Raw genomic sequence first — 25,873 nt, 5'->3', positions numbered from 1 at the left:
AAAAAATATACATATAAATAATACGTATAGCGCAAAATCTTGACCTTTAGTGCTAAAGCCTATTCTGGTTGATTAACTCCAGTAATTCATCCCGATAATTCTTGCCAACAGGTAAATGTTTTACCTGCCCTTTTTCCTTAACCTCGACCATGTTGCCCATTAATGCATCAATCTTATGCAGGTTGACTATGTAAGATCGGTGGATACGCTTAAAGATAGCTGAAGGAAGTTTTTGTTCCAGGCTTTTCATCGTTTGTAGCGTAACAATCCGGGTATCTTTGAGGCGGATGATGACGTAATCTTTCAGTCCTTCAATGTATACAACGTCATCATAATAAACCCTTATCAGTTTCTTGTCGGCTTTCACGAACATGAAATCAGCTTCAGCTTGAATCTCTGGTTCCTCCTTGGGGGAACTCGCGCCTGCTGCTGCTTTTTTTAGCTCAATTTGTGTGATTGCTTTATTGGCAGCTTTCAAAAAGCGCTCTAGTGAGATTGGCTTCAAGAGATAATCAAGAGCGTTTAATTCAAAGCCATCAACTGCGTAGTTGGAGTAAGCCGTAGTGAAAATAACAACTGGTGGGTTTACAAGAGAACGCAAAAAGTCCGTTCCGGTAAGTTGTGGCATTTGGATGTCGAGAAACATCAGGTCAATATCGTTGGATTTGAGTGCTTCGTTGGCTTCAAGCGCGTTATTACACTTTTGAACCAAATTCAAGTCTGGCATTTTCTCAATATAGGTCTCTAGGACATCTTGAGCAAGAGGTTCGTCATCAACGATAAGTACGTTTATCATAACGGTGATTGTTTAGCGGGTTATTTTCACTTCGTTAATAAAATTCAATATAGTCATTCCAACTCAATGGTCAAATGTACGGCGAAAGTATTCGGCGTATTACTGACCCGTAGTTGGTAGTGGTCGGGGTAAAGTAGATTGAGACGTCTGCGGACATTGACCAAGCCAATCCCGCCACTTGGGCGATTATCAGGGTTGGCAATGGTTTGTCCTTTGCTATTCTCTATTTTGAAATCAACAGATTTTTGTTCTACCTGAAGGTGAATATCTACAAATCCATCTTTTAGCTGGGTATTAAGACCATGCTTGAAGCTGTTCTCCAAAAATGGAATAAAAAGCAGGGGAGCAATTTGCTGGTCACTTACGTGCCCATCGACATTGAAATTAATCCGGATATTATCGTGCTGTCGCAATTGCTCCAGGTCCAGGTAATTTTTCAAATAATTGACTTCCTTGTAAAGAGGTACCCTTTTTTCATTACACTCGTAGAGCATATACCGCATCATCTCTGAAAGCTTGATAACAATATCGGGAGCTTTGTCTGATTTTTTTAGCGTTAATGCATAAAGGTTGTTCAGTGTGTTGAATAGAAAATGGGGGTTGATCTGACTTTTCAGAAAGCGTAACTCCGATTGCATGGTCTGGGTTTCCAGTTCTTGCTTTTCTCGCAATTGTTTAAACCAATCGGTAACAATTTGCAAAATGGTTGACCCGCCGCCTATGGTAAAAGTGAGCAAGAAATAAAGGTCAAGATTGCCAAGCAAGGTATTTTGAAGCTGAGGAAAACCACTAAAGCGAAAGTATAGAAAGATGACCCTCAAGGGCGTCAAAATCAAGGTAACGGCTAGTAGCAGCAGCAAGTAAGTCAGGAACCGCTTTTTGGTAAGATAATTGGGGATGAGATAGAAAAGATTGAAATAAACGATAAGCGCATAAAAGAGTAAATTAATGAACTCATTCAACCAACGATCAGGTGTACTAAGACCTGAGTCATCAAAATATAGTAAAAAGGCAAACAGTGCCACCCAGAATACACCGTGGTAGGCAATACGCCCAGCCTTGGCCAACCAAGGTGAGCTGTTCCAGCTATTTGCAAAACTTGAACTCAATAAAAATAACTTCATCCCTAAGTATTTCGTCGTAAAGTTAGTACAGCCTCTGAATAACCCTTTCATTTTTTAGATTAATTTGAGTCTTGATCGGACAAGGAGGCTTTAAAAGGGCTAACTTTTCCTTAGCTTTGTGTTTTAAACAAGCTATTATGGCCTACAAGCACCACGAGGAATACGATGATGATGTTACAGCACGGTTGCAGGCGTTCTATGGTGATATCATTAGTGACTTAGGAGAAGATGTCGCCCGAGAAGGACTTGTGAAGACACCGGAAAGAGCTGCTAAAGCGATGCAGTTTCTAACACAAGGATACGAGCAAGATGCAGAAGAGATCTTACGCTCTGCAATGTTTCGGGAGAATTACAGCGAGATGGTAATTGTCAAGGATATTGAATTGTACTCTTTGTGTGAACACCACGTTTTACCTTTTTTTGGTAAAGCACATGTAGCGTATATCCCTAATGGCTATATTGTTGGCTTGAGTAAGATACCACGTGTAATTGATGTTTTTGCCCGCCGGTTGCAGGTACAAGAACGGCTTACGGACCAAATTTTGCACTGTATCCAAAACACTTTGCAACCACAGGGGGCTGCTGTCGTTATTGAGGCGCGGCACATGTGTATGATGATGCGTGGTGTTCAGAAACAGAACTCTGTCACAACAACGTCTGCTTTTACCGGAGAATTCCAAAAGGTAGAAACACGCAATGAATTTTTGAATCTGATCAATGCCAAGTTGCATTAAATTTTAAGGAACAGCACAAAAATAAATTGAGTCAACGTTTTTCAAAAAGTAGGCTAAGTGGTTCATTTTAAGCGTACCTACTATTTGGAAAACCCAAAAGACCACGAAGTAGCCGCGAAGCGAACGCTCAATTTATTTTTTGCGCAATATCAAGAATATGAAAGCTTATGTTTTTCCAGGGCAAGGAGCCCAGTTTACGGGGATGGGGCAGGATCTTTATGACGAACACCCTCTTGCCAAAGAAATGTTTGAGCAAGCCAATGATTTGTTAGGCTTTCGCCTTTCAGATGTCATGTTTACAGGCACGGAAGAAGAACTAAAAGAAACCAAAATTACGCAGCCTGCCATCTTTTTACACTCGGTGATAAAAGTGGCTTTAGCAGGTGACGATTTTGCACCAGAAGGTGTAGCAGGGCATAGCCTTGGTGAGTTTTCAGCATTAGTAGCTGCCGGCGCTATGGATTTTGCAGATGGCCTGCGCTTGGTGCATGCTAGAGCCCTAGCCATGCAAGAGGCTTGTGAATTGCAAGAAAGTACAATGGCTGCTGTAATCGGTTTAGAGGATGCAGTCGTAGAAAATATATGTGCAGGTATTAGTGATGTTGTCGTTCCTGCTAATTACAATACACCGGGCCAGTTGGTGATCTCTGGCAGTATTGCTGGGGTAGAGGCAGCAAGTGAGCAATTGACTGCTGCTGGCGCGAAGAAAGTGGTTCCTCTCGTAGTAGGTGGTGCATTTCATTCTCCTTTGATGCAACCAGCTCAGGATAAATTGGCAGCAGCGATTGAAGCCACAAACTTTAAGGCTCCACGGTGCCCCATTTACCAGAATGTAGACGCTCAAGCTCATACTGATCCTGCTGTTATTCAGGAAAACCTGGTAAAGCAATTGACTGCTCCTGTTCGTTGGACTCAAACAGTACAGCAAATGGCACAGGATGGTTATGTTGAATTTGTTGAGGCTGGAGGAAAAGGAAGTGTACTAAGAGGGCTTATCCGTCGTATCGACCGGAAGCTGGATAGTAGTAGCTTATAGTAAATATGGGCACGTCGAAAACATCTTTGAAACGTGGGAAAGTTTTGTTAGCAGAACCTTTCATGATCGACCCTAACTTCAAGCGGGCTGCAGTCTTGTTGTGCGACCACACCAAGGCAGAAGGTAGTGTAGGTTTTATCCTCAACAAACCACTCCAGACTAAAATTGATGATTTAATTGATGATTTTCCGGAGTTTGATTCGGAAGTCTTCTTTGGAGGCCCTGTTCAGGTAGATTCTATCCATTACCTTCATAGTGTTGGAGATTTATTAGAGGATAGTGTAAAAGTTGCTAAGGGGGTTTATTGGGGAGGAGATTTCGAAAAGTTGAAGTTTCTGATTCACTCCGATCTGATAAAGCCTTCTCAAATTCGTTTTTTTATTGGTTACACAGGTTGGTCTGACGGGCAACTCCTTGATGAAATAGACTACGGTTCCTGGCTCTTGGCCAAGATGGATGCTAACTATGTGTTTAAACTCAAGCCAGAAGATTTATGGCAATCCATTATGACGAACAAAGGAAATACCTTTACGGTAATTGCTCAAGTACCTGAAGATTTTACGTGGAATTAACTTGCTTTCGAGGGATTAGGCCTAATTAAGGAATCGAAACTGGATATCCTTAATTTTAATCCCTCACTTACCTATATTTGCCGCATGAATGAAAAAATATTGATCCTCGATTTTGGATCGCAGTATACCCAACTTATTGCCCGCCGGGTTCGTGAACTTAATGTTTACAGTGAGATTGTCCCCTACAATAAAATTCCTGAGCTGGATGACAGCTATAAAGGAATCATTCTATCGGGTAGCCCTTTTTCGGTTAAGGATGATAATGCCCTTCACCCAGAATTGGAAAAAGTAGTAGGAAAGTGCCCTTTATTGGGGGTATGCTACGGTGCGCAATACCTTGCAAACCACTACGGAGGCAAAGTTGAGCGATCACAGAAGCGAGAATATGGAAAGGCCAGTTTGAAAACGCAAGCTTCAGACGATCCTTTGATGGATGGTATGTCTCCTGATTCTCAAGTGTGGATGTCTCATGGAGATACCATCATCGAGCTGCCAGAGCAGTTTGAGCTGATTGCAGGAACGAACAGTATTGAAGTTGCTGCATTTCGTTCAAAGCAGGATGCGTTTTCACAGCCTGTTTACGGTCTTCAATTCCACCCTGAGGTGTATCATAGTCTGGAAGGAGCGACCTTGTTGAAAAACTTCGTTATTGATATTTCTGGTTGTACCGGCTCTTGGACACCCGCCTCCTTCGCAGAAGAGACAATTGAAGATCTCAAAAAACAAATTGGCACTGACCGGGTACTACTTGGTCTGTCAGGTGGAGTAGATTCTACGGTTGCTGCCGTTTTGCTGCAGCATGCTATTGGTAAACAACTGTTCTGCTTCTTTGTAGACAATGGACTTTTGCGCAAGGGCGAGTTCGAAGAAGTATTGGCTTCCTACCAAGGTATGGGGCTGCAAGTGTTCGGAATTGATGCTAAAAGCCAATTTTACAGAGAATTGGAAGGCGAGCAAGACCCCGAAGGCAAGCGGAAAATTATTGGCCGCGTTTTCATTGAGGTATTTGAAGAAGAAGCTGCTAAACTCGAAAATATCAAATGGCTAGGACAGGGGACCATTTATCCTGATGTCATTGAATCTATTTCCGTGCACGGCCCGTCGGTTACCATCAAGTCGCATCACAATGTTGGTGGATTGCCTGATCACCTCAATTTAAAGATTGTTGAGCCGCTGCGAATGTTGTTCAAAGACGAGGTCCGCAGAGTAGGTAAAACCCTAAATATTCCGGATAATATCCTTGGGCGTCATCCATTTCCGGGACCTGGACTAGGAATTCGTATATTGGGGGCGATAACGCCGGAAAAAGTAGCTCTATTACAAGAGGCAGATGCCATTTTTATCAATAACCTCCGCAGTTCAGGATGGTATGATAAAGTTTGGCAAGCCGGTACTGTTCTTCTTCCTGTACAGTCTGTAGGCGTAATGGGAGATGAGCGTACGTACGAAAAAACGGTTGCCTTGCGTTGTGTGAATTCCACTGATGGAATGACCGCTGAGTGGAGCCACTTACCGCACGATTTACTGGCTAAAATTTCCAGTGAAATCATCAATCATGTTAAAGGAATTAACCGAGTCGTTTATGATATCAGTACAAAGCCACCAGCAACCATTGAGTGGGAATAAAATCAGTCAGTTTTTGCTGACCGTTATTGGCATAATTGCCATTGTCCTGTTTAGTTCCTGTGAGCTTTTTAAGCCAATTTCACAAGGAAATAATACTGACCCTAAAGATGGGAAAGAAGAACTGGATCCTATCCAGGGACGTCGGGTTTATGATCCAGCGACCGGCACTTATGTATTGGTAGAAAATGCGCCTACCGACCCGATGGATACCATCATCTGGCGTGATATTCCTTCTTCCATTGAGCCTCCCATTTATTCTACTTCTGCACCTGTGGCTCCTGGCCCGGGTGGGAACCCCGTAAATCCTATTGGAGTAGGAGAGGGGAACTCTCAATTGTTGAGCTCCTACAATGTTTCCGTGATTTTACCTTTCCTGTCGGACAGGTACAATAGCATTGATAAGCAAATTGCACCAAACTCCACTTGGGCGCTGCAATTTTACAATGGTATGGAAATGGCATTTGATGAACTCTCCGACGAAGGAGTAGCATTGAATGTTACCGTTATGGACTCTAAAGCGAGCGAGACACAGGTAAACAACTTAGCTCGTACCAATCGTGAACTTAATGAATCCCATTTGGTCATAGGGCCATATCTGCGTTCTAATACAGCGATATTAGCTAACAAAGTACGGAGTACGGGGGGGGTATTGGTATCGCCTCATTCTGCATCTAGTTCAGTATCGTCACAGAATCCAAATTATGTGCAGGTAAAGCCAACGCTTGAGTCTCATTGTCAGGCGATTATGCAGCACGTGTTGGCTACTTACAAGCATGATCAGATTGTTTTAGTAGGAATGGATGTTCCGGGCGAAACAATGCGCTTTGATTATTTTCAGCGCGAATACGAACGCCTAAACGGACTCGAGAATACAGAGCCGCTAAAGCGACTAACGATTGATACCACTAAGCTGGATATGCAGTCTATTGACCTTAAGCCTTGGTTCAGCTTTGATCGGGAGACCGTCTTTATTGTTCCTTCCTGGACAAAAGAAACGTTTATCTATAACTTCCTACGCAAGCTGGATTTAGATCGCGGTCAGTACCAAACGGTTAAGGTTTATGGTATGCCACAGTGGATGGATTACGAACGGATTGATTTTGATTATTACGAAAAGCTGAATGTTCATGTGAGTAGCAGCGTTTTTCTTGATGAGCTTAATCCTGAAATTCGTGCCTTCAAGCGGCGCTACTATGAGCGTTATGGTGAAATACCACTGGAAGAAGCTTTTGTCGGTTACGATGTCTCTCGCTATTTTGGTAGAATGATCAATCGTTTTGGCACTAAGTTCCAACTACAGCTGGAGCAAAACCCAGAGCAATTATTGCATACTAATTTTGATTTCCAACGGATAATCACTCCTACAACTACCGGTGGAATGGAATTCCCTCAGGTAGAGCGCTGGGAGAATAAGTATGTGAATATCCTTCGTTTTCAGAATTACCGATTCACCAAAGCCGAATAGAGATGGCGCCCATGACGGAGCAACGCCGAGCCCGATTGCGGGAAGTAGCTTACCGGCGGCAGAAGAATTTCACTGTTATTCTTGAGAATGTCCATGATCCTCACAACATCAGCGCAGTTATGCGTAGTTGTGAGGCAGTAGGCATTTCTGACCTCTATATTCTTTATACGGAGGAGCATCTTCAGGAGGAATACATTACGCTAGGGAAAAAGAGTTCTGCCGGTTCGCGCAAGTGGCTGGATGTTCATTACTACACCCAGTTGGAAAACTGCTTCGCCGCAGTCAGAGCCAATTACGACTTTATCTATGCTACCCACATGGCCAAGGATGCCGTTTCTTTACACGACTTAAACCTTACCGATTCGGTAGCTCTCCTTTTTGGCAACGAGCATGATGGCGTGAGTGAAGAAGCACTTAGCCACGTTGACGGGAACTTTCTAATTCCCCAGATGGGCATGGTTCAAAGCTTGAACATCTCTGTGGCTTGCGCAGTAAGTGTCTTTGAAGGCTTACGCCAAAGGCTGGCAGCAGGCTATTATGGCGAAAACAATCCCACGCCTTCAGCGCAGCAAGAGGCGATCTTTGAGGACTATGTCCAGCGGCATGAGCAGCAAATGAAAGGGAAGAAAGTTAAGCGCCTGGATTAGGAAAATAAAAAAAGGGGAAGTAAAACTTCCCCTTCAAAATGGTATGTAAAATAGATAGCCTCTTTATTTATGCTATACCGATGGCTTATCGTATCGGCAAACACCCTGAAATGTATCAGGCTTATATTGTTCGCAATGCTTGATTTAGCTATTGCCTTTGCGGTAATCCGCTAAGAATTTTTCTAATCCTATATCTGTCAATGGATGCTTGAGCATACCAAGGTAAGAATCCAGTGGACAAGTTACCACATCTGCACCAGAAATAGCAGCATCAACGATGTGCTTAGAGGTGCGGATAGAAGCAGCCAGAATCTCTGTATCAAAACCTTGGATAGCATAAATCTCGGCAATTTGCTTGATAAGATCCATTCCTTCCCAGTTGATATCGTCAATGCGGCCAATGAAGGGAGAAACATAAGTAGCACCTGCTTTCGCAGCAAGAATTGCCTGAGCACCACTAAATACCAGTGTACAGTTGGTAGCAATACCATGCTCAGAACACCAGCTTAATGCTTTAATCCCATCCATAATCATCGGGATTTTAACCACGATGTTATTTGCAATTTCAGTAAGCACCTTTGCTTCTTCGACCATGCCAGCGAAATCGGTAGAAATAACCTCCGCACTGACATCACCATCCACTGTTTCTGCAATAGCAGCGTAATGCTTAAGGATATTATCTTTTCCGGTAATTCCTTCCTTAGCCATTAGGGAAGGGTTGGTAGTTACACCATCCAGTATGCCCAATGCCTTGGCTTCCTTAATGTGGTCAAGATTTGCCGTGTCGATAAAAAACTTCATACTCAATTATAGACTTGGTGGGGTTGGAATGAAACCTTTTGAAAAGAAAAAGGCTCCGAAAAAGAAAGGTGGTGAGCAAACATACGAACCGCTACAACCTCGTACCCTTGCTGCGTTTCCGCCCTGGGGGATTAAAGGGAGCTGGCCCTATGCCGCCCACCGAGGGCAAAGCTACCTAAATTGCAGCTTATGAACAAATCTAAGAGAGAAAATAAGTTTATACTTTTGTTCTCTTTTCATTTGCTATTGCAAGTATGGAAATGCAAGCAGATGATTACCAATTCCTTGCCTATTATTGTCCTGGCTTGATGATGCCGGTCTTTTCACCAAAAAAATGTACAAACTGCTGCATGGAGGTAGCCATCTCAGCATTTTGTGTGGCTTTATAGTAGGTGTCAGCCATTCCTCTAAGCGTTTGGAAAAAGAAACGATCCATTTCCATTACTTGCATCTCTGTTGTCCAGAGGTCAATTTTGAGGGTATCCTTGGTTTCTTCGTCAAAGAACGCCAGCAACATAGCCTTGGAGACTTGTTTGCCATTAGGATTGTCTGATGCTTCCCAGTCGATGCGAACAGGTAACTTTTCCTCATTCAGTCCAATCTTAATATTGATGTCGCTGGTTTGTATTACTTTCTTATCCATTATTCTTGTTCAAATTAATTTTGCGCAAAGCTACAATATCAAGATTGCATAGGGGCTGATTCCTGTATTATTTTTAGCGAACAGCTTATCCTCACCAATAAAGGTTAATATTCAACCGTAAGGTCATAATAGCGAGCAGCAATCCCGCCCCAAATCCCTAATCCGCCTTCTACGTTGTGTTGAATACGTGTATAAGACGAAAATGGCCCTTGGTTGGCTCGACTGAATTCAAGTGTATTCCAGAAGTTAAACTGGTCTTCATCCAGCGTCATCCACTTTATGGAGGCTGCTGCCCCTAAGCGAAAGAGGCCGTAAGTCTCTTGTTCGAATTCGGTATTTAAATCTTCTGCTTTTGCTAGTGGAAGTTCAAATGTCTGCCCTTCAAAGAGCAGGTCGTCTGTAACAGAAGCAAATGGCCGCAGGTAAGGCCCTTCTCCTTCCCTGGTGAAATAGCGATAATAGTTAGGCGTGGAAGGAGGATCATTAACGATTACCCGTAGTTGCGCCAAGGTGTCATTGGGTTCTCCAGGAGGAGGAACAAAATACAAGGAGTCGAGAGGTATAGCCAAAGGGATGGTTGTAGTTGCTGTAATGGTTTCGTCTCCTGCTTTTATTGTAAGCTCGTAAGTTTTTCCTTCTTCACCCATCATTTGCAAACTCAAATCCAGATAGACGCAGAAGTTAAAGCCCAAACTGTCTAGGGATACGCCTAATAAATCTGCCGCTTGTTCTCGAAATTCTTCTGGAACATCGTCTAGGCAGAGTTCCGTAAGTGTGACGGTCTGTTCGCCATCATAAACAGTCACTTCGGCATCCCTGACAAAAGCATTGTTAAGATCGTCTTGGCTCAGTTTACTGAAAAAAGGGAAGCTTCTTGTTAAAAAAACGTAGGGTGGGGTAGGGCGATCACCGGCTTCGATATATCCCTCTACAACCAATTGATCTTCTGCTTCGATGATGTCAGGAATAAATTCTTCTTCGCAGCTAAAAGAAAAAATAGCAAGCAGAACTATAAGTAAGTTGGAATTTGAAGGGATCATAAAGTAAGCTTATTCCAGTGAGTAAATTGGCTAGACACTCTCGAATACCAAGCTTTTGCTTGGTCGATAATCCAAACATGCTCTTATAACACCATTACCTTCACTTTTGCTTAGCGTTTGTTCGATAATTTTGGGAACAAGCGCTTAACGATCCGTCATTTCTATTCCAATTTGCCCACCGCTGATGGATAGATCAAGGTGGTCATAATTCTTTAGCCAGTCGACAAACTCCATACCTAGTAATTCTCTACGCCAGCCACTCCCCAGAATGTTATTGAGTATTTTGGGGTCGTTTTTCATTCTGCGGATCGCATTACGTGGCATCACTAGTGCGTGTGAGATATTATCATCAAGGCAACGGTACTTCATGAGCAAGTAAAGAAGCTCCAATAAAATCTCATCACGGGCATCCTCGTTAGGAGCACTGGGTAAGCGTTTCAGGACAGCTAGTTCTTCCTCGCGAGCGGGCTCTTCGTGCATTTTCGTCCAAAGGTCAGCGTACTTTCGGAAGATAAAGTCAGGAATTCTGCGGTTTTCTTTAAGCGCTTGTTTGCCGCCTCGCATAGCTTTCACAATCTGACTGATCAGCTTGGTTTGGAGAATCCTATTCTTTGATTCATCACGTCTTTCCGCCTCGTCGCGCCGCCATTGAAACAGCCTCATTAAAAATACCTGATCTTTAGTTTTGAGCGAGGTGATCAAATTACTGGTTAATGCTTCGTGGTAAGGATCTTGGTAGTAAAACTCTTCTGTTTCTAGTTGTTTACACTCTTCAATAGCCCAATCCAGGCGATTACTCGTATTCAGTCGCTCTGTGAGTTTGCGCCACAGTGGTTCGAGGATAATGACATCCTCTAGCGCATAATCCAATTGTTTTTGGCTAAAAGGCCGTGCTTCCCAATCGGTGACGGCATATCCTTTGCGGAGATTGATGCTGAGTTCGCCACTGACAATTTTTCCAAGACCACTAGGGTAGTGGTACCCCAGCATACCTGCCGCTATTTGGGTGTCAAAAATATTGCGTGGCAACACACCGTGCTGCTGATAGAGCAAACGATAGTCATTTTCTCCTGCATGGGTGATCTTTAGGATATCAGGGTTACTGATCAATTCTAAAAGTGGGTCGAGATTAGGTAACCGTAAAGGGTCTAAAAGATAATTACCTGTAGGGCTGGTCACCTGAATCAGACAAACCAGGGTCCGAAACCTTTTCTCACCTACAAATTCTGTGTCAAAACACATCCAGTCAACGTCCTTTAATTCCGCATAGAAGCGGTCCATTGCGCGTTGGTCTTCTACTAATTGATACTTCGCCAAAATGTTCCTAACGTTTTTATAATTTACCACAAGGTAGTTAAAAGTGAACATTGGTATCCTCTAAGTCTCTGCACAATTGTGATTTTTTATTATTCCCACGAAATAGACAACTAAATTGTGCATTGTTAAAACTCAGCGCGTAAATTTGTCGTTATAGTGAAAGCTTGTTTGGTAGGGCCTCAATTGCCACTTGGAGGCTAGCAAGAAGTAGCTGCGAAGCAAATCGTGCCCTACCAAACAAGCTCTGACGGTACCAAAGCAAACTACCAAAGCATGAAATTTATCAAGCGTTTATTCCTGATATTATTTATTTTCCTGGTCTTGGTGATCGGAGTTCTATTCGCTGTTCCATTTATCTTTAAGGACGAGCTGGTAGACGTGGTCAAAGAACAGATCAACCAAAATATTAACGCCACTGCTGATTTTGCAGAAGTTGACGTTTCTCTTTTCAGCTCTTTTCCCCATTTAACATTGCAGCTTAGTGATTTTTCGTTGATCGGAAAAGATCGGTTTGTCGATATTCCTTTTTTGGGGGCAAAAGAAGCCGGAGTGACTGTCGACATTTGGTCGTTGTTCGGTGAACAACCGCTTTCTGTTCGTTCTGTGAACCTGGATCAGCCGAATGTCAATGTGCTCGTACTCGCTGATGGTACTGCTAATTATGACATTGCTATTCCTACAGAAGAAGAACCAGCGGCAGAGACGACGGAAGCCGCCAGTGCATTGGAAATCGCATTGCAATCCTATAGTATTACTGATGGTAAAGTAGTTTATGATGATCGTGCAGGTGATATCTACTTAGCCATTGAAGGGCTTAACCATAGTGGCGAAGGGAATTTTACCTTGACGGAATATGATTTAGATACCAAAACGACCATTGGTAGCATGAGTGTTAAGCAGGGCGGAGTTGCCTACTTAAAGAATGCGAACCTTGGTTTGGATGCTATTTTTCATATCAATATGGATGAGAGCCTTTACGTATTGAAGGACAACCAGCTAAGAGTGAACGAGCTACTGTTGAATGCAGAAGGGCAGGTGCAGTTGTTGGAAGAAGATATCCTTCTGGATTTGGCGTTTAACTCTCCGGGTAGCGACTTCCGCTCCCTTTGGTCGCTAATCCCGAATGCCTACACCAAAGACTATGAAGATGTAGCCATCAATGGCAGTTTTACGCTTGAAGGCTTAGTTAAAGGTACCTATAATGAAACCACTTACCCGGCATTCCGTATCCGTACCCAGGTCAAAGACGGTAATGTAAAATATCCTGATCTTCCGCTTGGAATCAGTAATATCCAAGCGCTTTTAGATGTAAATAGCCCAAGTGCAGACCTCGATCAAATGGTGATTGACGCAGAGAAAATTGCCCTCACCATTGGTAAAGACCCATTTACAGCGCAGTTTAATGTCAAAACCCCTATTTCAGATCCTGATGTGAACGCCAATGTTGATGGAATCATTGCCCTCGGCCAGTGGGCCAAAGCTTTCCCGATGGAAGGTATCCAGGAAATGACAGGCCGTATTGTTGCGAATGTAGATATCCAAACGCGGCTTTCTACCATTGAAAGAGAGGCTTATGACCAAGTCAAGATGGCAGGTTCTATTGCTATCAATGATTTGAAGTATGTAGCGGATGGTATGCCAGCAATCGTTATCAATAATACGGAAGCGACTTTTACACCGCAAAGTGTAAAAATTGCTGATTTCTCTGCGCAGTTAGGAAAAAGCGACCTTCGTGCCAGTGGTTCCATCGACAACCTTTTGGCTTATATCTCTCCGGAAAAAACCATGCGAGGTAACTTCACTGCTCATACCGACTATTTTTTGGTAGATGAGTGGATGACGGAAGAAGAACCTACAACAGCTATTCCTGCGAGTGAACCAGTAGAAGAGACCGAAGTATTTGATCGTTTTGATTTTCAGCTCAATGCTACGGCGAATAAGATTGTCTATGACGCTTATGAATTGAAAGATGCTGCTGTCACAGGTCGTATTCAGCCGAATCGGATGGAGGTAAGCCAAATAAAATCCAAGCTGGGAGAAAGTGATTTCAGTGGCAATGGGGTTATCCTTGATGCTTTTGATTATGCCTTCAATGACGGCGTACTTCGAGGAGATTTATCCTTGAAGTCCGGGTTTTTTGATCTAAATCCTTTCATGGAAGAAACGGAAACAACGGAGGCTGCTAGTGGTGATGCAGAAGAAGTTTATGGCGTTATTCCTATTCCTGCAAATATCGATATGGTCATTCGAGCAACCGTAGATCGTTTGCAGTATACGGATATGGAGCTTAAAGACCTTAAAGGAAAGTTGACCATCGCTGATGAGACAGTAGTGATAGAAGATGGTTCTGCTCGCACCTTGGGTGGGAATTTAGGGTTTACGGGTGCTTACGACACCCGGGATATTGCCAAGCCTTTCTATGAGTTTAAATTTGATCTGGATAAGCTTGATTTTAAGGAAAGTTTCTCCACCTTTAACACCTTTGCTACATTTGCCCCGATTGGTAAATTGGTAGACGGCAAGTTTTCCAGTAGCTTGATTATGTCGGGTGAGTTAGGTGAGGACATGATGCCCAAGCTAGAGTCTATCAATGCTGAAGGCCTTTTTGAAACACTGAATGGTACGCTCAGCGGCTTGAACTTTAAGCCATTGAATGCCATCGGGAATGCCCTCGATATTTCTGAACTTAAGGATAACATCAATATCGACCGGTTGAAAACCTGGTTTACCATTGAAAAAGGAACTGTTGAAGTAGAACCTTTTGATATTAAGGTTGCAGATTTGCCCTTCAATATTTCAGGCACTCACAGCCTGACCCAGGAAATGAATTACGCGATTAATACCGTGATCCCACGTTCTAAACTGGGGAGTAGCCAATTGGGGAATACGATCAACCAAGGAGTAAGTAACTTACTGAAGCAGGCGAATCAATTAGGTGTCAATGTAAATGACGCTGAAAATCTTAATGTGCGAATTACCCTTACGGGGAACATCACTGACCCTAAAGTAGGATTCAAATTACTGGGCGCAGATGGTGAAGCAACCGTAGCTGACGCTGTTAAAGATGAAGCCAAAGCCCTGGTGAACGAGCAGGTTGATGCTGCTAAGAATCAGGTTAGAGATGAGGTCAATCAAGTGAAAGACCAAGCTACTCAGCAGGCAACAGCACTAGCTGATTCTATCAAGAATGCCGCCGCCAATCAATTGAACCAAGCAGGTCAATCCATTCGTGATCAGCTGACCGGCACCAATACACCGAAAGACTCTACAGCTACGGGCACAAATATTCGTGAGCAAGCAGAAGACGCTGTCGATAAAATAAAAGGAGACATCAAGGATTTTAATCCTTTTCGCCGGAAGAAGAAAGACGGTGATGGGGGAGAGTAAGGTAATGGTTTCTGGATAGCTAACTGGACTTTCGCTGAAATCAGTAGTAATTTCAGGCCACTTCAGGCTCATTAAGTAGAAGGTAGAGTGATAAGGGATAAAGGAGTAAGTTTCTGAAATTCCTTGTCGCTCTACCTTCGTCAGTTTCACTGATAGTTGAATGCTTAATGTGACGGGAATAGAATTACATCAACAATACCAGCTGTGATTTTACAAAACGGAGGCAGTGGCGTAGGTACAACCAACGCCGAACAGGGGGCGATCTGGTACTACAACAAAGGCTAATGTTACCATTCAAAGTACTGGTGAGGCTCCATCAACATTTAGTGGTGGTAAAATTAAACGGGTAAGAAACTGATTAGCATGATGGTAAAAGTAATATTAATACTCCAAGTTTTGACTTTCCCATTCCTTGGACTTTCTCAATCTAGTATTAGTCTTGAACAACGAGCTTTGGAATTCTTCTGTACAACCTATAAAGGTTATGAAGAATTAATGGATACAAAAGTTCTTTTCAATGAAAAAACAAATGCTGAGTCTAGTCGGGTCTATGATGTTGCCCACTGTTTTGGTGAAATTAATCTGCTGACATATCAAGAGGGAGAGAGGCTTGAATTAGACTCTCTAGATTTGCTGAAACATACAGCTCCACCAAAAAACCTTTCGACTTGTGGTGATTTAAAGAAATCTACCTTTTGTTGGAAGAAAAAATATCTAAGCAATGTTTATCAATCCCGAAGTTACATTGGCAATAAGGAGGTAGTAGAAATTACATTATTTCATAAAGCTACGGGACAGCTCATAATATGTGCTGTCTTGTTTGAAAATGAGGCAATTGTAGATCATTGTTTTGAATCAATAATAATTAATTAGTGGACTCCCCCACTGGCTAAGCTAGACGCCGTGCGCCTTAGCAGATGGACGTATAACGCCCAGTGGGGTTGCAGAGTCGGCTTTGCTGGTATTACATGATCGGAGGTCGATCTAAAGCCTCTACGTAGCGTATGTCTTTCTAGCCTTAAATATCATGTTCAATTGTCTATAAGTTTCTTTAGGTCCTTTGTGAAATACAAACATGAGTCAACACGGATTTTGGTGACAATCAAAATCCGTGTTGACTCATACTGAAGGTTATCGTAAAAAGTAGACGCTACATTTTGATAAATGTACTACGATACACATCGCCACTATCAGTGCTTAACAAGAGAATGTATTGGCCGTTAGCGATGTCATTTATATCAATGGTAGTACTGTTCAGGTATCCGCTTTTTACGGTTTGACCATTGATGTTGGTAAGTTGGAAGAATGTAGCCTTGTTATCATTGGCATCGAATAATAATGGGAGGCTAATTTCGGCAGTTGCTGGATTAGGAAATATGGCTAGATCAATTGCATTTGCAAAAATATCGTCAACGCTAACAACTTCTGTAGTATTCAATACCAGCGAAACATTATTGCTACCAAGTGGACCAAATCCATTGGTAAAGATGATGTCTAGCATACCATTATCATCGTAATCGTAGAGACTCATATTTTGCTCAAAATAATTATAGTCAGGGGTGCCATATCCTGGAGCCAAAGAAAATGAGGCAGCTTGGATGGTTGACGAGAAAGACATGTTACCAAGGTTCTCGAAAACTGCAATTTTGAAAGAATTTTCTCTGGTCAATACAGCGATATCGGCCTTGCCATCATTGTTGAAATCGGCAACATTGAAGAAAGTGTTTTGCCCGGTAGAAATGCTGGTGAAAGGTGGTTCGGTGACAAACCCATCCGTGTTTTCAAAGATAAAGACAGAACTGAAGCCTATGACAAGGATATCGAGTTGGTCATCACCATTCATGTCATTTACCTCAATACTTCGGTTAGAAAGCGGCGTGAAGCCTTCGTAGATCATCTCGCTATTGGAGAACTGACAATCACCGTCGTTTTTTAGTAATAGTATAGTGCCATTATTATTACTGCTACTAGTGACAATGTCCAGATCGCCATCATTGTCGATGTCGCCTATTTCGGTGTCGCCAATGCGATCCCCTAGAAAGATCAGGCACTTGGTAAAAGTACCATCACCATTGTTGGTAAGGATAGCCATTTCCTCATCTTCGAAGAAGACATCTTTTAATACCAATAGGTCTAAAAGGTCATCACCATTAAAATCAGCTACGCCAATAACAAATTCCTCAAAGCCGAATCCAATGCTCAAACCCACGTTAAGGAAAGAAAAAAGATCATCTCCTTCATTAATCAGGATATAACGTTCGGCAATAATATCTTCATCACCGTCCTGATCAAAATCTAAGACGTCAAAAACCACACCTGCAGAAGGTGACCCTACTGGGAGTATATTCACTTCCTGGAAAGTATCAACGGCGGTACCTTTTAAGATGAGCTGTTCCTGAGAGCTTCTCTTTCCTACAAAATCAACATAGCCATCATTGTTGTAATCGCAAGGAAGGTAAGGACTATCAAACTCAAGGCTGTTGAAAGTATTGCCCTCGGGGTGAGCAAAAAGAATTTCTTTTGGCGCAAAACTGATTGTCTGAGCGTTAAGTGTGCAAGTTATTAAAATAGCAAATAGAGGGAATAAGGTTAGTTTTTTCATTTTAAAGAGAGTTAACACGTTGGAAATTAAAATGCGAACATAAATCTATATTTCAAGATAGACAAGTAAGTGTTAAAGATTATGTTACTGAATGAGACGAAGCTCATTCTTCACCCAAAAAACGACAAAAGCCGAAACCTACATGATGTAAGTCTCGGCTTTTGTCGTTCTGCTTAGCAGTATTGGGTTATGCAGCGCTAGAAGCTTGTGGCGCTTTGGCCTCAATAAATTTCTTGCCGTCCCACTTGCCCAGCCACTCTACTTTTTTACCAATGGCAATGTAGTGCTCGTAAGCGCGGACAGCAGCAGCCTTCTCAATGCGGTGCATCGTAATGTTATTGGGGAAATCAACAATCGTCAGGTAGTACTTTCCTTTACCGTAGTCAAATCCTTTCTTTCTTCTCATCGTTATCGTTTATCTCAAAAACAGCAAGATACGTAAAATAGTTGACTTTCTATTGGTTTTAGTGCCCTTGTTCTCAGTTTTGCTTACTACTTTTGTTGCAAATTAAGCCCAGTGCAATATGCCATCAACCGCCACCACCACCTCGTTAGAACAGTATTTTGCTCACTTTCGCGAAAATGTCATTGGACATGATATGCGATTCGATACGCCTTATGGTAATCAGCCGCTGGTTTATGCAGACTGGACAGCGAGCGGTCGTATGTACGCCCCTATCGAAACATTGCTCTCTGAGGAGATCGCTCCTTTTGTTGGTAATACACATACGGAGACTACCGTTACAGGTTCTTCGATGACGATGGCTTATCATCACGCAAAGGAAATTATCAAGCAGCACTGTGGTGCAGATCCAAGAGATGTAATGATCTCTTCTAATTCCGGCATGACAGGGGTGGTCAATAAATTTCAACGCATTCTTGGCCTCAAGCTACATGAACGCTTCCGCGAGAAAGTAAGCCTTACTCCAGAAGAACGCCCCATTGTCTTCGTGAGCCACATGGAGCATCACTCGAACCAAACCTCCTGGTTAGAGACCATTGCGCAGGTAGAGGTTATCCGCCCTTGCTCACAAGGCTTGACGGATTTAGATTGTCTAAGTGAGTTGTTGGAAAAACACAAAGACCGTAAGGTGAAAATCGCAGCGGTTACTTCTTGCTCGAATGTAACCGGAATAAAGACACCGTATCACCAAATTGCTGAAATGATGCATAAGGCGGGTGGACTATGCTTTGTCGATTTTGCCTGTTCTGCCCCTTATATTGAGATCAATATGCGGCCGGAGAATCCACTACAGCATTTGGATGCCATCTACTTTTCTCCACACAAGTTTTTAGGCGGTCCTGGTTCGGCAGGGGTTCTAATTTTTGACCCATTGCTCTATAAAAACAGAGTTCCTGATAACCCTGGTGGCGGTACCGTTGATTGGACCAACCCCTGGGGCGAGCATAAGTACCTGGAATCTATCGAAGCCAGAGAAGATGGAGGAACGCCAGCCTTTTTGCAAACCATGCGTACCGCTTTGTGTGTACAACTGAAGGAGCAAATGGATATTGGTAAAATGCTTGCGAGAGAAGAGGAGCAATTAGCGATTATTTGGGAGGCTTTTGATCAAACACCGAACCTCAATTTGCTCGCACAGCAGCATCGCCAGCGCTTGGGGGTGGTTTCTTTCTATATTCAAAACCTTCATTATAACCTGGGTGTTCGCATTCTGAATGACCGTTTTGGTATCCAGGTGCGAGGGGGCTGCTCTTGCGCGGGAACTTATGGTCACTACCTGCTCAACGTAGACCAACAGTTTTCTCATTCGATCACAGACAAGATCAACCAGGGAGACCTAACCGACAAGCCGGGTTGGATAAGAATGTCTGTCCATCCTGTGATGAGCAATAAAGAAGTACAGTATATCGCCGACGGTATCAAAGCACTGGCTGAAAACCATGAGGAATGGGCCAAAGATTATGAGTATAACCCACGTACGAACGAATTTCATCATCGAGATGAGGTAGGAACAGAAACGGGCCTCGTAGCTGGCTGGTTTAGCCGGGAATTATAACAAAGCATGAGTAATCCAAGAGTTTATTTAGACAACGCCGCCACCACACCACTAGACCCACAAGTTATAGAAGCTATGACTGCGGTAATGAAGGATGTCCATGGCAATCCTTCAAGTATCCATGCCGAAGGCCGTCAGGCCAGAACGACGATTGAGCAAGCACGGCGTACCATAGCGAAACATCTGAACGCTTCCATCGGAGAGATTTTCTTTACTTCCGGAGGAACAGAAGCCAATAATATGGCGCTAAAATGTGCGGTTCGTGACCTGGGCGTTCGTCGGATTATCTCCTCTCCAACAGAACACCATTGTGTCTTGCATTCGCTGGATAGTATTGGTAAACAAGAGGACGCGGTTGAGATAGTGCAGGTTAAACTCGACGAAAAAGGTAGGGTAGACTTGGCGGATTTGAGTCGTTTGCTAGCGGGTCAAAGCCAGAAGACGATGGTTTCCCTGATGCACTCCAATAACGAAATTGGTACCATGATCGACCTCCAAGAGATCGGTGCTCTTTGTGAGGAGCACGGCGCTTATTTTCACTCCGATACCGTTCAGACAATGGGGTATTACCCTATAGATGTAGAAGCCACGGCTATTAGCTTTTTATCAGGGGCGGCGCATAAGTTCTATGGCCCTAAAGGGGTTGGGTTTATTTACATCAATGGTGATAATAATATCAAACCTTACCTTGATGGTGGTGCTCAAGAGCGTAACATGCGCGCAGGTACCGAAAACACCTACGGGATTGTAGGAATGGCTACTGCGCTAGACCTTGCTTGTCAGGAACGGGAAGACCGGGAGCAAAAGATCCGTTCTTTGCGAACTTACCTTTGTGAGCAACTCGCAAAGGATTTCCCAGAAGCAGATTTCAATGGCGACCCGACTCAAGGGCATTACAAGGTGCTCAATCTACGATTCCCCCCGTCTCCCAAGACAGAGTTGTTGCTATTCAACTTGGATATTGCAGGCATCAGCGTGAGCGGTGGAAGTGCTTGCAGCTCTGGCACAGATACTGGTTCTCACGTAATTCGTGCCCTTCGCGGGGATGATGATGACGCGGTAAATATCCGAGTATCTTTCTCCCACCATAACACCAAAGAGGAGGTAGATCGCTTGTTGGCGGTACTGCGCAGTGTGCTGCGTTAAAAAACGAGCGTGGGTTTAAACCACCAAAGGCACTTTAGGTTTTTTTGAACCATGTAAGGGATTATAAGGTCATATAATTAGATCGCTTGAATTCACGAATTTAAGCGGTATTAAGTGTCTTTGGTAGTTCAAATTAAAAAACCTTAAATTTTCTTACAATCTCTTATATGGTTTAATACGTGAGCATTGCTTTTATAGCATCCGCAGCGGCTCAAAGTGGTATTTACCCATTGACCAGAATTCATCCAGCGCAATTAGTCTTGGTTTAAAAAAGGCAATGATACTAGGCCAATCCTCTTGCCGAAAGATGCTTACGGTTGGTAAAAGGGTATACACCTGGCTAATTTCCTGGTGCTGCGCATTTGTTGCGGTCTCTTCCCATATCCATTCCTCTCCAAGCTGGGCATGGAGTACGCTTTTTAGTTCCAGCAGCTGTTCATAGAAAAGACTTCTCAGATCGGGGTCTTTCTGGTTTAAGACAATGCCCAGGTAAGCATTTTTCTTATCAACATTCAAGCTGAAGCTCAGTCCCTTGAACCCCGTCTTGTAATTGACCCAATTGACTTTTAATCCATCCGCAGAAGGTATTGGTCGCATATACTGTCCAAAGGCAGTCCAGAATGCTTTTCGTATTTGTGAAGCTTCTTCTCTTGAATACATGGGGTTCTTTTATAGCTATGCTTTTGAGCGTACTAATTCGCAAGATAGTATACTTCTTGTGATTTCCACATCGGCTCACTTCGGACAAAACACCATTAGTATGAGCAGGTGCGATACGCCGCAATAAAGGAAGAAAACGGGCCTTGCAGTGCACTGGGCTTTGGTGTTAACGCTATTAAGCCTATGTTATTTTTGAGTCAAAATAGAAGCTTAACAGGCTCTGGGTATCTTTTGAAATCAAAAATCAGTACCTTTGATTTCCTGTTTTTGATATGGTCAGAAAGGAGACATTGGAAATGTCATTTTTTGCCTAAATTGATTCAGTACTATGAGGAGTTTTAAACAGCTGCTTATATTTTTATAAACTCTTAAATACCAAAGTAAATGAATAAACTCTTACCATTCTTTAGCCTTATGTTATTCGCTGTGATGGCAAATGCACAGTGTGATGACCTTTTCTTCTCAGAATATGTTGAAGGATATTCCAATAATAAAGCGTTGGAAATCTATAACCCAACAGACGCTGCTATCAATCTTTCTGGTTATTCTATCGCACGTTTCTCTAACGGTAATACGAATGCTGGAACTGATAAAATCATCCCATTGCCAAATCAGATGTTGGCTGCAGGTGATGTTTTTGTTGTTGTGGTTGATTTGACAGACACGATGGACTGGGACTCTCAGTTTGATAAGCCAGCATGGAATGGTTTTAACGTCATTGACGTCGTTATTGACGACGTGACTGGAGAACCAGTTATAGATGAAGAAACGGGAGAGCCATTAATGGGCCCTGTATATATTGATGGCAATGCTGTTTTCGGAACGGAATACAATGAGGAGTATGATCTTCAATGTAAAGCTGATGCTTTCCTTTGTCCAGAGTATGAGACGAACAACGCCATGTATTTCAATGGAAATGATGCAATGGCATTGATCACCGGAACTGTGATCGCAGGTGATGGGTCTAATATCTTGGACGTTATTGGTGTTATTGGAGAGAACCCAGAGAACTGGAACCCCGCTCAGGATGCTTGGGTAACAGAAGAGGGAGGATGGATTACCAAGGATAAGACTATTGTTAGAAATGCCAATGTGATGACTGGTAGAAATACGCCATCGGACGTCATTGCTGCTTTTGGCGGTACTTTCGTAGGAACCGAATGGACTATTCATGGTAAAAACGATTTCAGCTACTTGGGTATCCACAGCAGTGTATGTCATCCAGATCAAGAATTCGTTCAGTACAGTTGTGCCAATGGCCCGATATCAGGTACGTCGGTTATCAATGCTATCGATTTCAAAGTGTATCCTAATCCAAATAGCACAGGATCACTTGATATTCAAGCTGACGAAAATATTGAGAAAGTTGTAATTGTAAACATGATGGGACAAACTGTCTTGGTTGATAAATACAACTATTCGCAGCCAACTGCAAACCTTGATTTAGGAGCAATTGCAAAAGGCATTTATGTTATTCAGGTGCATTTCGCTGACAATATGATTTCAACTCAGAAATTAATTGTAAAGTAAAAATGCTGAAGTATAGGGTAGGGGAAATAATTTCTCTACCCTTTACTGTTTTTAGGATCAAGTGGACAATAAGTTGTTGTATCCACAATCTTTATTATCCTTCTTACCAGGCCTTCTAATTAAGATTGTTTTCTCTTCTTTTCCATGTTTTTATCAATTATCAAAGGCCTACTTACTTAATATTAATGAAGCTAATGAATAAGGCCATAATTTGGAGTGTTTGTTTATGTTTTTTCAGCTCCGTATTGTTAGGACAGACAAGCACCTTATCAGGGGTCGTTACCGATGAAGTTTCTGGTGACGCACTTATCGGTGCCACCATTACTGTTGGCACCACAGGTACCGTTACAGATTTAGATGGTAAATATTCTCTGGCTTTGGAGAATGGTGATTATAGTATTCAGTTTTCTTACGTTGGATATGCCACCCAAGCCATCAATGTAAGTATAAAAGGAGACGACCAGACTTTAGACATTGCTATGGGCTCTAGTCTGATGCTGGATGAAATTGTAGTGACGGCGGACATTGCTATCGAAAGAGAAACGCCGGTTGCTTTTTCCAATATACCAAGTATAAAAATTGAAGAAGAGCTAGGAGCTCAGGATATTCCAATGCTCTTGAATTCTACGCCAGGTGCCTATGCAACAGAAGCTGGTGGAGGTGATGGAGATGCCCGAATTTCTATTCGTGGTTTTGATCAAAGATATGTAGCTGTGATGTTGGACGGTATTCCGGTCAACGACATGGAAAACGGAGAGGTATACTGGTCCAATTGGTTTGGCTTAGATTTAGTAACCCAAACAATGCAGGTTCAAAGAGGACTGGGTGCTTCTAAAATATCGGTACCTGCTGTTGGTGGTACCATTAATATTCTCACCAAGGGTATAGATGCTAAAAAAAGCCTTAGGGTCAGGCAAGAAATTGGTAACAATGGTTACACAAGAACAACGATGGGCTTGACGACCGGAAGGCTGAAAAATGGTTGGGGTGTTTCGCTTGCCGGATCTTACAAACAAGGCAATGGTTGGGTCGATGGTAACTTCACGCAAGGCTTCTTTTATTACGCAAGAGTTGATAAGCAATTAGGAGATCACCTTTTGAGTGTCTCTGGCTTTGGTGCGCCCCAAAAACATGGGCAAAGGCCGTTTTCAGCGGAAGCTGGTCAGGTGGATACCGCTTATGCGCGGAGCATAGGTGTTCCTGCATATGTTAATGAAGAGCTGAGTATAAAAAACAAAGGCCGTCGATATAATGATGCTTGGGGCTACAGAGATGGCGAGCTACTAAATACAAGGCAAAACTATTACCACAAACCTCAGTTTAGTTTGCGCCATAGCTGGCAGGCTAGTGATAAACTATACTGGTCTAATGTTGCCTATTTATCTATTGGTAATGGTGGAGGAGTTGCTGTAGATGGTGCCTCTATACAAAGAGGAGAGGATGACCAACTGGATATAGAGCAAGCGATTCAGGGGAATCAACCCACGCTTTTTAATCCGACGGGTATTTCAAATACTATTCTTCGGTCCAACAGGAATAATCATTTTTGGTATGGTATGTTGTCAACACTGCGTTATACTATAAATGATAATATGGTCTTTTCAGGAGGAGTAGATGGCCGATCTTATGATGGTGATCACTTTAGAGAAGTATATGATTTGCTAGGTGGCTCAGGCTGGCAAGAAGGACAGGTTTCACCTAACAGTCCGGTTCTCGGAGTAGGGGATAAATATGAGTATGACTATACCGGTAAAGTACGATCAATCGGTGCGTTTGGATTATTAGAATACAAGAGAAACCATTGGGCTTCCTTTGTGAATTTGTCGGTGGCGAATGCTCAATATGGCTTTATTGATAATTTCTCGAAATTTGAACTCCCATTTGTAGATGTACAAACTTATACCGTCAAGTTGGGTGCAACTTATAAGTTTGATACACAAAACAGCTTGTTTGTCAATACAGGGATATTGAATAAAGCACAGCCCTACCGAAACGTAATCATTACCAACTTCTGGGCCCCTACAGTGGATGCACAAGTGGCTAATAATTATGAAAATGAGGATATTCGCGCCGTTGAAGTAGGATATAATTATAAGAGCAAACGCTTTTCGGCTAATGTGAATANNACCGCATACCGGTTAATATCCCTGGTATTGATGCCTTGCACAAAGGCATTGAGGTTGATTTTGTGTTCAAGCCTGTGCCTAGTTTATCTATAGAAGGCTTAGCTTCTATAGGCGATTGGACATGGCAATCTGGGCAAATTGTTGAAGGGGTGCTACCTAATGGTGTTGCTTATACTTACGAGTTTGATGCAGCTGGTGTACACGTCGGTGATGCTGCTCAACTACAGATTGGTGGCCAGATACGGTATGAGCCAGTCAAAGATTTTTACGTGAAAATTAATACGACATTCTTTGACAATAACTATGCTGATTTTCAACCAGAAAACCTCCAAGGAGATAATGGTGGAAGAGAATCATGGAAAATGCCTTCTTATTATCTGTCGTCTTTCCATACAGGATATTTCTTCAAATGGAATAAAGTGGCGATGAACGTTCGGGCCAATGTATTGAATGTATTCAATGCTGTCTATTTGACGGATGCTAGGGATAATGATGATTTCAATTCACCAAGTTTTACGGACTTTGACGCAAAGTCTGCCTCTGTGTTTTATGGGCAAGGACGTCGGTGGAGCTTATCATTACAGGCTAGTTTTTAACGAATAA

Annotated in this window: 20 protein-coding genes and 2 pseudogenes; 13 read left to right on the top strand and 9 right to left on the bottom strand. The window is 42.8% G+C overall.

Annotated features, from left to right (window positions below):
* Window positions 1-52: 52 nt before the first annotated feature.
* Both ACRBG0_RS23950 and ACRBG0_RS23945 read right to left on the bottom strand, forming a co-directional pair.
* Window positions 53-796 (bottom strand): LytR/AlgR family response regulator transcription factor, encoded by a 744-nt coding sequence (locus tag ACRBG0_RS23950; protein WP_431489367.1) that lies wholly within the window; start codon window positions 794-796, stop codon window positions 53-55.
* 53 nt (window positions 797-849) lie between these two features.
* Window positions 850-1,920: a sensor histidine kinase gene (locus ACRBG0_RS23945; RefSeq protein WP_431489366.1), complete on the bottom strand. Its 1,071-nt coding sequence runs from the start codon at window positions 1,918-1,920 to the stop codon at window positions 850-852.
* Window positions 1,921-2,057: 137 nt separating this feature from the next.
* On the opposite strand from ACRBG0_RS23945, the gene folE reads away from it, so the two are divergent.
* From folE to ACRBG0_RS23915, 6 genes are all read left to right on the top strand, one after another.
* Window positions 2,058-2,654: a GTP cyclohydrolase I FolE gene (gene folE / locus ACRBG0_RS23940; RefSeq protein WP_020535725.1), complete on the top strand. Its 597-nt coding sequence runs from the start codon at window positions 2,058-2,060 to the stop codon at window positions 2,652-2,654.
* 157 nt (window positions 2,655-2,811) lie between these two features.
* Complete coding sequence (gene fabD / locus ACRBG0_RS23935) at window positions 2,812-3,690, top strand: ACP S-malonyltransferase (protein WP_431489365.1); 879 nt, start codon at window positions 2,812-2,814, stop codon at window positions 3,688-3,690.
* 44 nt (window positions 3,691-3,734) lie between these two features.
* Complete coding sequence (locus tag ACRBG0_RS23930; protein ID WP_431489364.1) at window positions 3,735-4,262, top strand: YqgE/AlgH family protein; 528 nt, start codon at window positions 3,735-3,737, stop codon at window positions 4,260-4,262.
* Between the two features lie 84 nt (window positions 4,263-4,346).
* Window positions 4,347-5,888 (top strand): glutamine-hydrolyzing GMP synthase, encoded by a 1,542-nt coding sequence (gene guaA / locus ACRBG0_RS23925; protein WP_431489363.1) that lies wholly within the window; start codon window positions 4,347-4,349, stop codon window positions 5,886-5,888.
* Window positions 5,845-7,353: an ABC transporter substrate-binding protein gene (locus ACRBG0_RS23920; protein ID WP_431489362.1), complete on the top strand. Its 1,509-nt coding sequence runs from the start codon at window positions 5,845-5,847 to the stop codon at window positions 7,351-7,353. Before guaA ends, ACRBG0_RS23920 begins: the two co-directional genes overlap by 44 nt.
* 2 nt (window positions 7,354-7,355) lie before the next feature.
* A complete protein-coding gene (locus ACRBG0_RS23915) occupies window positions 7,356-8,000 on the top strand; it encodes a TrmH family RNA methyltransferase (RefSeq protein WP_431489361.1) in 645 nt (214 codons plus the stop codon).
* Between the two features lie 144 nt (window positions 8,001-8,144).
* Here ACRBG0_RS23915 and fsa read toward each other — a convergent pair whose 3' ends face one another.
* The 4 genes from fsa to ACRBG0_RS23895 form a co-directional block, all read right to left on the bottom strand.
* Window positions 8,145-8,801 carry a fructose-6-phosphate aldolase gene (gene fsa / locus ACRBG0_RS23910; RefSeq protein WP_431489360.1) on the bottom strand — a complete coding sequence of 219 codons (657 nt, stop codon included), beginning with the start codon at window positions 8,799-8,801 and terminating at the stop codon, window positions 8,145-8,147.
* A gap of 292 nt (window positions 8,802-9,093) precedes the next feature.
* Complete coding sequence (gldC, locus tag ACRBG0_RS23905) at window positions 9,094-9,444, bottom strand: gliding motility protein GldC (RefSeq protein ID WP_020535715.1); 351 nt, start codon at window positions 9,442-9,444, stop codon at window positions 9,094-9,096.
* A 104-nt stretch (window positions 9,445-9,548) separates the two neighbouring features.
* The gene (locus tag ACRBG0_RS23900; protein ID WP_431489359.1) at window positions 9,549-10,484 is read right to left on the bottom strand and encodes a DUF4249 domain-containing protein; all 936 of its coding nucleotides are present in this window, start codon (window positions 10,482-10,484) and stop codon (window positions 9,549-9,551) included.
* A 144-nt stretch (window positions 10,485-10,628) separates the two neighbouring features.
* The gene (locus ACRBG0_RS23895; protein ID WP_431489358.1) at window positions 10,629-11,801 is read right to left on the bottom strand and encodes a ribonuclease D; all 1,173 of its coding nucleotides are present in this window, start codon (window positions 11,799-11,801) and stop codon (window positions 10,629-10,631) included.
* Between the two features lie 273 nt (window positions 11,802-12,074).
* Here ACRBG0_RS23895 and ACRBG0_RS23890 point away from each other — a divergent pair, with 273 nt between their 5' ends.
* Both ACRBG0_RS23890 and ACRBG0_RS23885 read left to right on the top strand, forming a co-directional pair.
* On the top strand, window positions 12,075-15,188 hold the full coding sequence (locus tag ACRBG0_RS23890) for an AsmA-like C-terminal region-containing protein (RefSeq protein ID WP_431489357.1): 3,114 nt from the start codon (window positions 12,075-12,077) through the stop codon (window positions 15,186-15,188).
* Between the two features lie 363 nt (window positions 15,189-15,551).
* Window positions 15,552-16,061, top strand: coding sequence for a hypothetical protein (locus tag ACRBG0_RS23885; RefSeq protein WP_431489356.1), 510 nt, complete (start codon window positions 15,552-15,554; stop codon window positions 16,059-16,061).
* A 277-nt stretch (window positions 16,062-16,338) separates the two neighbouring features.
* Here the strand turns inward: ACRBG0_RS23885 and ACRBG0_RS23880 are convergent, their stop codons facing one another.
* Window positions 16,339-17,790, bottom strand: coding sequence for a T9SS type A sorting domain-containing protein (locus ACRBG0_RS23880; protein ID WP_431489355.1), 1,452 nt, complete (start codon window positions 17,788-17,790; stop codon window positions 16,339-16,341).
* 187 nt (window positions 17,791-17,977) lie between these two features.
* Window positions 17,978-18,196, bottom strand: coding sequence for a hypothetical protein (locus tag ACRBG0_RS23875; RefSeq protein ID WP_020535709.1), 219 nt, complete (start codon window positions 18,194-18,196; stop codon window positions 17,978-17,980).
* A 118-nt stretch (window positions 18,197-18,314) separates the two neighbouring features.
* Between ACRBG0_RS23875 and ACRBG0_RS23870 the strand changes: the two genes are divergently transcribed.
* Window positions 18,315-19,808, top strand: a complete 1,494-nt coding sequence (locus tag ACRBG0_RS23870) for an aminotransferase class V-fold PLP-dependent enzyme (RefSeq protein WP_431489354.1) — start codon at window positions 18,315-18,317, stop codon at window positions 19,806-19,808.
* A gap of 6 nt (window positions 19,809-19,814) precedes the next feature.
* Window positions 19,815-20,954, top strand: a complete 1,140-nt coding sequence (locus ACRBG0_RS23865) for a cysteine desulfurase family protein (protein ID WP_431489353.1) — start codon at window positions 19,815-19,817, stop codon at window positions 20,952-20,954.
* A 192-nt stretch (window positions 20,955-21,146) separates the two neighbouring features.
* Here the strand turns inward: ACRBG0_RS23865 and ACRBG0_RS23860 are convergent, their stop codons facing one another.
* A complete protein-coding gene (locus ACRBG0_RS23860) occupies window positions 21,147-21,614 on the bottom strand; it encodes a DUF4268 domain-containing protein (RefSeq protein ID WP_431489352.1) in 468 nt (155 codons plus the stop codon).
* Between the two features lie 429 nt (window positions 21,615-22,043).
* Between ACRBG0_RS23860 and ACRBG0_RS23855 the strand changes: the two genes are divergently transcribed.
* The 3 genes and pseudogenes from ACRBG0_RS23855 to ACRBG0_RS23845 all read left to right on the top strand — a co-directional run.
* Window positions 22,044-23,144: a lamin tail domain-containing protein gene (locus ACRBG0_RS23855; protein ID WP_431489351.1), complete on the top strand. Its 1,101-nt coding sequence runs from the start codon at window positions 22,044-22,046 to the stop codon at window positions 23,142-23,144.
* Between the two features lie 185 nt (window positions 23,145-23,329).
* Window positions 23,330-25,268: pseudogene (locus tag ACRBG0_RS23850) on the top strand (carboxypeptidase-like regulatory domain-containing protein); the annotation flags it as partial.
* Window positions 25,269-25,270: 2 nt separating this feature from the next.
* Window positions 25,271-25,866: pseudogene (locus ACRBG0_RS23845) on the top strand (hypothetical protein); the annotation flags it as partial.
* Window positions 25,867-25,873 lie beyond the last annotated feature (7 nt).

This window comes from Lewinella sp., from assembly GCF_050633125.1.
Lineage (GTDB): Bacteria > Bacteroidota > Bacteroidia > Chitinophagales > Saprospiraceae > Lewinella.
This window is presented reverse-complemented; position numbering and strand designations above follow the sequence as displayed.